This is a genomic window from Pseudonocardia sulfidoxydans NBRC 16205, assembly GCF_007989085.1.
Lineage (GTDB): Bacteria > Actinomycetota > Actinomycetes > Mycobacteriales > Pseudonocardiaceae > Pseudonocardia > Pseudonocardia sulfidoxydans.
Window position 1 is genome coordinate 53,760 of record NZ_BJVJ01000039.1, and the last position, 6,497, is coordinate 60,256.

Below are 6,497 nucleotides of genomic sequence, written 5' to 3' on the forward strand. Positions count from 1 at the left end.
CGTGTGCCACGACACGACCGGGCGAGGGGGAACGACGAGGGGGATCGGCCGTGGCCGAGCGTGCACGAATGACCGGGGGACGACCCGCGGCCGGCAACGGCCGGCGGCTCGCGGCGCTGATCGCTGCGCTGGTGGCGATGGCGCTCGTCAGCGGCTGCGCGACCGCCGCCGCACGGGCCACCCACGAGCAGCGCCAGGCGCAGCGGACCGCACCCGTCGTGCCCGCCTCGCTCTCCCCCGCCGACGGCACCGCCGACGTCTCACCCCGTGCCGACGTGACGGCCGACGGCGGCTCCGGCACGCTGCGCGACGTCTCGCTGACCAACGCGAAGGGCGTCGCCGTCACCGGTGAGCTCTCCGCCGACGGCAAGCAGTGGGCGTCCACCGAGCTGCTGGGCTACGGCGGCACCTACACGTGGTCGGGCACCGCGGTCGCCGACGACGGCACCACCACCCCGCTCACGGGCTCCTTCACCACGGTCACACCCAGGCGCACCGTCAAGGCCACCACCAACATCGGCGACGGCGCGACCGTCGGCGTCGCCGCCCCCATCGAGGTCCGGTTCAACCGCGACCTCGACCAGGACGCCAAGGCCGCCGCCGAGAAGTCGCTGACGGTGACGACGTCGGTGCCGGTCGAGGGGGCCTGGGCCTGGCTGCCCGACGACCAGCAGGGCTCGCGGGTGCACTGGCGTCCCAAGGAGTACTGGCCCGCGGGCACGCAGGTGAGGATGTCGGCGGCGGTCTACGGCGTCGACATGGGCTCCGCCGGCTACGGCGCCGCCGACCTGAGCAGCGAGTTCACCATCGGCCGCAGCCAGATCGTCAAGGCCGACGTCACCAGCCACCGGATCGTCGTGATCCGCGACGGTGCGCAGGTGCTCGACCTGCCGGCGTCCTACGGGCTGGAGACCGACCCGAACCGCGTCACCCGCAGCGGCACGCACATCGTCATGGGCAAGGCCGAGACGGTGCTGATGACCAACCTCGCCTACGGCTACGAGAACCTGCCGGAGAAGTGGGCGGTCCGGATCTCCAACAACGGCGAGTTCATCCACGCCAACCCGGCCTCGGTCGGCGCGCAGGGCAACCGCAACGTCACCCACGGCTGCATCAACCTGTCGCTGAAGAACGCCAAGGCCTACTACGACACGGCGATGTTCGGCGACCCCGTCGAGGTCACGGGCAGCAGCGTGAAGCTCTCTGCCGCCGACGGCGACGTCTACGACTGGGCGCTCGACTGGAGCACCTGGACGTCGATGTCGGCCCTGTCGAGCTGAGTTGGTTCCACCGCCTGTGAGCGGCAATAGTCGCTATGGCGACTATTGCCGCTCACAGGTCCCGGTCACGACCGCCAGCATCTGGACGACGCCCGCCCGCAGGTCCTCGGGTGCGGACGGGTCGCCCGAGAGCTGCCGCAGCAGCGCCTGCTGGAAGATGCCGTCGAACATCGCGTAGGCCATCGGGGCGCCGCACACCGACGGCGTCCCGGCCAGCTCGGCGTAGCGGCGCACGACCCGCTCGATCATGCGCTCCAGGCTCGCGTCGATCTCGGCGACATCCGCGCGGAACGACTCCTCGAACAGCGACTGCGAGCGCAGGTCGTACCAGAGCCGGTGCAGCACGGCGTCCTCGACGAGCGTCGCCACCATCGCGGCGGCGAACTCCGCCGCCAGCCCCGACGCCGTCGACGCCGTGGTGACGACGTCGTCGTAGCGCTGCACGCAGACCGCCTTGTAGCGGCGCACGCAGTAGGTGATCAGGTCGAACTTGTCGTGGAAGTAGTAGTGCAGGACGCCGTGGGAGAACCCGGAGTTCTGGGCGATGTCGCGCAGGCTCGTGCGGGCGTAGCCGAGCTCGGACAGCGTCTGCAGGGCCGCGTCGCCCAGCTCGCGGCGCCGTTCCTCGAACTTGTCGACACGGCGTCGCGCGATGCGGCCGGTGTGCTCGCCGGTGCTGGTCGCCGAACGTGTCACGGGTGCTCTCACCGCCTGTTCCGGGTCCCGTCGCAGAATACGGTGCCCCACTTCCTGGGCGTTCGTCCAAGGAAATCTTGACACTCGTCCAAATTCGTTCCTAGGTTGTGCTCCGCATCACCTACGCCGCGGGGCCGGTCCGGTGCCGCCGAACAAGGAGGTTCGATGGGTGGGATCGACCTGACCGGTCGCCGGGCTCTGGTCACCGGAGGGGCACGAGGACTCGGCGAGGGCATGGCCCGGGCGCTGGCCGCGGCCGGTGCCACGGTGATGCTGGCCGACGTGCTGTCCGACGTCGGGGAGAAGACCGCCGCCGACATCGAGGGCGCGCACTTCGTCGAGCTCGACGTCACCGACGACGCCGGCTGGGAGTCCGCGATCGCGCACACCGTCTCCGAGTTGGGCGGGCTCGACGTCCTGATCAACAACGCGGGCGTCGAGGTCACGCAGCTGATCGTCGACACCGAGCCCGACGACGTCCGCACGATGCTCGACGTCAACATCCTCGGCACGATGCTCGGCCTCAAGCACGGCATGCGCGCCATGCGCCCCGGCGGGGCCGCGGGCAACGGCGGCGCCATCGTCAACATCGCGTCGGTGGCCGCGACGATCGCGTTCCCCGGCATCGCGGGCTACTCCGCCACCAAGTCGGCGGTCGACCGGCTCACCCGCGTCGCCGCGATGGAATCGGGCAAGCTCGGCTACGGCGTGCGCGTCAACTGCGTCTACCCCGGCCTCGTCGCGACCGACATGGGCATGAAGCTCGCCGTCGAGACCTCCGGGCTGGGCCTGTTCCCCGACCCGAACGCGGCCGTCGCCGCCGTCGTCGAGCTGACCCCGTCGGGCCGCCTCGGCGAGGTCGCCGACATGGCCGACGCCGTCGTCTTCCTGGCGTCCGACCAGTCCCGGTTCGTCAACGGCGCCGGCCTGCCCGTCGACGGCGGGATGGGGATGTGACCCGCTGATGTCGCTCACCGCCTACCTGGACAAGGGTGCCTCGCTCGGCCGGGACGCACCCTGCCTGCAGATGGGCGGCCGGGTGCTGTCCTACGGCGACGTGCAGGACCTGAGCCACTCCGTCGCCCGGGCGCTGCGGCGCTCGGGCGTCGGGCCCGGCGACAAGGTCGGCATCCTGTCGGGCAACGACCCCGTCGCGTTCGCCTGCGTCTTCGGCATCGCGCGCGCCGGGGCGGTGTGGTGCCCGATCAACCCGCGCAACGAGGCCGCGGAGAACCGGGAGCTGCTCGACCTGTTCGAGTGCAAGGCCCTGCTGTTCACCCGGGCCTACGCCGGGGTCGTCGACGCCGTCGCCGGGTCGCTGCCCGCGCTCGACGTGCTCGTCTGTCTCGACGCGGAGCTGCCCGGCGTCCCGGCGCTGCAGGACTGGCTCGACCGGGCCGGGACCGTCACCGGGCCCGTCGAGGTGGCCCCACCCGGTGACGTCGTGATGATCGTCGGCACCGGCGGGACGACCGGCCGCCCCAAGGGGGTCGTGCTCACCAGCCGGTCGCTGGAGACGATGACGGCGATCACGCTGATGAGCTACCCATTCGAGGACCGGCCCACCTACCTGGCGCTCGCCCCGCTCACCCACGCCGCCGGGGTGCTGTGCTTCCCGGTCATGGCGCTCGGCGGGCGGATCGTCGTCATGGGAAAACCCGACCTCGGCGAGTTCCTCGGCCTGGTCGAACGCGAGCACGTCACGCACACGTTCCTGCCGCCGACCCTGATCTACATGCTGCTCGACCACCCGGACCTCGACGGCACCGACCTGTCGTCGCTGCAGTGCCTGTTCTACGGCGCGGCCCCGATGTCGACGGCCCGCCTCGCCGAGGCGATCACCCGGATCGGGCCCGTCCTCGGGCAGCTGTTCGGCCAGACCGAGGCCCCGATGATGGTCTCGACGATGGCGCCCGCCGACCACCTCCACCCCGACGGGACCCTGGCCACCGAGCGGTTCTCCTCGGCGGGGCGCCCGACGCCGCTGGTCACCGTCGCGATCATGGCCGAGGACGGCACCCTGCTGCCCCGCGGCGAGCGCGGCGAGATCGTCGTGCGCAGCTCACTGGTCATGGCGGGCTACCACCGCAACCCCGACGCCACCGCCGAGGCGTCGCGGCACGGCTGGCACCACACCGGCGACATCGGGTTCCTCGACGCCGACGGCTGGCTCTACATCGTCGACCGCGCCAAGGACATGATCATCACGGGCGGGTTCAACGTCTACAGCGCGGAGGTCGAGCAGGCGCTCGCCGCGCACCCGTCGGTGCGGGAGTGCGCGGTGGTCGGGCTGCCCGACGAGAAGTGGGGCGAGCGCGTCGTCGCCGTCGTGGAGCTGCACCCGGGCGCCGCGGCGACCGAGGACGAACTCGTGGCGTTCGCGAAGCAGCGCGTGGGCAGCGTCAAGGCACCCAAGCAGGTGCTGACGTGGACGGACCTGCCGCGCTCGACCGTCGGCAAGGTCGTGAAGACGGAGATCCGCGCACGCCTCACCTCCTGATCAGCGGGCCTGCCCCACGACCTCGCCGTCGACGATCCCGTCGAAGGTCTCGGTACGCGTGCCGTCGGTGCGCTCCCAGTGCAGGAAGCGGTCGGTCTCGGTGAGCACCGCGCCGCCCAGCCAGAGCGCGACGACGGCGTCGTCGACCAGGCCGAAGACGTTGAACACGATCTCGGGCACGATGTCGACCGGCGAGACCAGGTAGACGGCGGCGAGCACGAACAGGAAGAGCCTGCTCGTCGTCAGCCCCGGGTAGCGTCCGGTGACCGCGGCGCTCGCCATCCGCGGGAACGCGCGCAGCATGTCGCCGACGCCGGGCGCACCGGGCCGGCGCGCCTGGCGCAGCAGCGTCCAGAGGGCGCGGAACGCGGCGAGCCTGCGCGGTCCGAACCGCCCCGCCACGCCCGCGGTACGGGCCTTCGATCCGCTGGTTCCGGCCATCGCCATCGCCTCCTCGCGGCGCCCCGGACGGAGCGCAACACCGTTGGACGAACGGGACGGGCGGTTGTGTTCCCGGCGTGACGGAAGAGGTGACGCACGTCTCTCCGTTCGAGTTCGTGGTTGCATCGCGATGCACTAGCGATATATCGTGATGGCACGCGAGCTGATCCGATGGCTCGCATCCGATCGGCTCCCGGCCCTCACGGCCGGAGCTGCCCACGTTCCGAGGAGAACACCCATGAACGCCATGAACCCCCAGTGGGAACACCCTTTCGCCGGCTTCGCCGGCTTCGCCGGTGGTCGCGGCGGACGCGGCGGCCGTGCCGCCTTCCGCGCGGCGATGGCCGCCGAGCGCGGCGGCCCGCACGAACGTCCCGACGACGGTGACGATCCGCGCCAAGGCCCCGGCAGGCGCGGCGGCCGCCGCCACGGCGGCCCGCGCTTCGGCCCCGGCGGACCGGGCTTCGGCCCGGGCGGCTTCGGTCCCGGCGGCCCCGGCTTCGGCCCGGGCGGACCGCGCGGATTCGGCCCCGGTGGCTTCGGCCGGCGCGGCCGGCGCACCAACCGCGGCGACGTCCGCGCCGCCGTCCTCGCACTGGTCGCGGAGCAGCCGCGGCACGGCTACGAGATCATCCAGGAGATCGCGTCGCGTACCGACGGTGCGTGGAAGCCGAGCCCCGGCTCCGTCTACCCGACGCTGTCGCAGCTGGAGGACGAGGGCCTGGTCCGCGTCGAGCAGACCGACGGCCGCCGCGTCGTCCACCTCACCGAGGCCGGTACGACCTACGTCACCGACCACCGCGAGGAGCTCGACAAGGTCTGGGAGTCCGCGACGCGCGACCCCGACGAGGACACCGCCGAGCTCTGGACCCAGCTGGGCCAGCTGCACGCGGCGGCCCAGCAGGTGATGGCCACCGGCACGCCCGAGCAGGTGCAGACGGCGACCGAGTCGATCACCGAGGCGCGCAAGGCGATCTACCGCCTGCTCGCCGAGTGACGACTGCATGACGAGAGGGCCCCGGCAGGTTTTCCGCCGGGGCCCTCTCGCGTTGCACCGCTCAGCAGTCGCGCAGCTCCGGGCTCTGGTTGAGCACCTGGCCACGGATCGAGACGAACTCCCGGTAGATGTCGGAGTCGACGGCGGCCGGGGCGAACGCGGCGACGCGGTGACAGTTCTGGAACGCCAGTGTCACGCCGAAATGCCGCTCCATGGCGCCGCGGATCGCGTTGCTCGCCAACGCCCGCAGCAACTGGCCGCGCTCGGCCTCCGACGGCGGCGGCACCTCGTGCTCACCGAACGGGGCCTCGGGGCGGGCCTGCCCGTCGGCGACCGCGGTGGACACGACCTCCCAGGCGTAGGGCAGCGAGTTGCGGACGACCTCGATGAACGCGGCGTCGTCGAGCTCACCGCGCTCGGCGCGCTCCAGGACGGCGGTGGGGACGTCGAGTGACATGTCTTCTCCTCGTTTCGGGGGCGGTTTCCGGCACGAACGGCACAGTCGCGCAACTCAGTTGCGGCACTGTGCCGTTCGTTCACAGATCGGGGCGCCGTTCGTTCACAGATCGGGGCGCCGTTCGTT

General features: G+C 71.8%; 7 protein-coding genes. 4 read left to right on the forward strand and 3 right to left on the reverse strand.

Annotation, left to right across the window (positions count from 1 at the left end):
* Positions 1-68: 68 nt before the first annotated feature.
* Positions 69-1,280 (forward strand): L,D-transpeptidase, encoded by a 1,212-nt coding sequence (locus PSU4_RS18585; protein WP_147110004.1) that lies wholly within the window; start codon positions 69-71, stop codon positions 1,278-1,280.
* 42 nt (positions 1,281-1,322) lie between these two features.
* Here the strand turns inward: PSU4_RS18585 and PSU4_RS18590 are convergent, their stop codons facing one another.
* Positions 1,323-1,976 carry a TetR/AcrR family transcriptional regulator gene (locus tag PSU4_RS18590; RefSeq protein ID WP_147110006.1) on the reverse strand — a complete coding sequence of 218 codons (654 nt, stop codon included), beginning with the start codon at positions 1,974-1,976 and terminating at the stop codon, positions 1,323-1,325.
* Between the two features lie 165 nt (positions 1,977-2,141).
* Here PSU4_RS18590 and PSU4_RS18595 point away from each other — a divergent pair, with 165 nt between their 5' ends.
* Both PSU4_RS18595 and PSU4_RS18600 read left to right on the forward strand, forming a co-directional pair.
* Positions 2,142-2,933 (forward strand): SDR family NAD(P)-dependent oxidoreductase, encoded by a 792-nt coding sequence (locus PSU4_RS18595; protein ID WP_147110008.1) that lies wholly within the window; start codon positions 2,142-2,144, stop codon positions 2,931-2,933.
* A gap of 7 nt (positions 2,934-2,940) precedes the next feature.
* A complete protein-coding gene (locus PSU4_RS18600; RefSeq protein WP_147110010.1) occupies positions 2,941-4,476 on the forward strand; it encodes an AMP-binding protein in 1,536 nt (511 codons plus the stop codon).
* On the opposite strand, the gene PSU4_RS18605 is transcribed toward PSU4_RS18600, so the two are convergent.
* Complete coding sequence (locus tag PSU4_RS18605) at positions 4,477-4,917, reverse strand: YkvA family protein (RefSeq protein ID WP_147110012.1); 441 nt, start codon at positions 4,915-4,917, stop codon at positions 4,477-4,479. It abuts the gene before it with no gap.
* A 238-nt stretch (positions 4,918-5,155) separates the two neighbouring features.
* Between PSU4_RS18605 and PSU4_RS18610 the strand changes: the two genes are divergently transcribed.
* Positions 5,156-5,914 (forward strand): PadR family transcriptional regulator, encoded by a 759-nt coding sequence (locus PSU4_RS18610; RefSeq protein ID WP_246115201.1) that lies wholly within the window; start codon positions 5,156-5,158, stop codon positions 5,912-5,914.
* Between the two features lie 61 nt (positions 5,915-5,975).
* Here the strand turns inward: PSU4_RS18610 and PSU4_RS18615 are convergent, their stop codons facing one another.
* Positions 5,976-6,371 (reverse strand): SCO5389 family protein, encoded by a 396-nt coding sequence (locus PSU4_RS18615; RefSeq protein WP_147110014.1) that lies wholly within the window; start codon positions 6,369-6,371, stop codon positions 5,976-5,978.
* Positions 6,372-6,497 lie beyond the last annotated feature (126 nt).

What these genes read in the sequence shown, in the direction of transcription:
- PSU4_RS18610 (WP_246115201.1), top strand. Translation starts at nt 5,156, where the DNA reads ATGAACGCCATGAACCCCCAGTGGGAACACCCTTTCGCCGGCTTCGCC.
- PSU4_RS18600 (WP_147110010.1), top strand. Translation starts at nt 2,941, where the DNA reads ATGTCGCTCACCGCCTACCTGGACAAGGGTGCCTCGCTCGGCCGGGAC.
- PSU4_RS18585 (WP_147110004.1), top strand. Translation starts at nt 69, where the DNA reads ATGACCGGGGGACGACCCGCGGCCGGCAACGGCCGGCGGCTCGCGGCG.
- PSU4_RS18615 (WP_147110014.1), bottom strand. Translation starts at nt 6,371, where the DNA reads ATGTCACTCGACGTCCCCACCGCCGTCCTGGAGCGCGCCGAGCGCGGT.
- PSU4_RS18595 (WP_147110008.1), top strand. Translation starts at nt 2,142, where the DNA reads ATGGGTGGGATCGACCTGACCGGTCGCCGGGCTCTGGTCACCGGAGGG.
- PSU4_RS18605 (WP_147110012.1), bottom strand. Translation starts at nt 4,917, where the DNA reads ATGGCCGGAACCAGCGGATCGAAGGCCCGTACCGCGGGCGTGGCGGGG.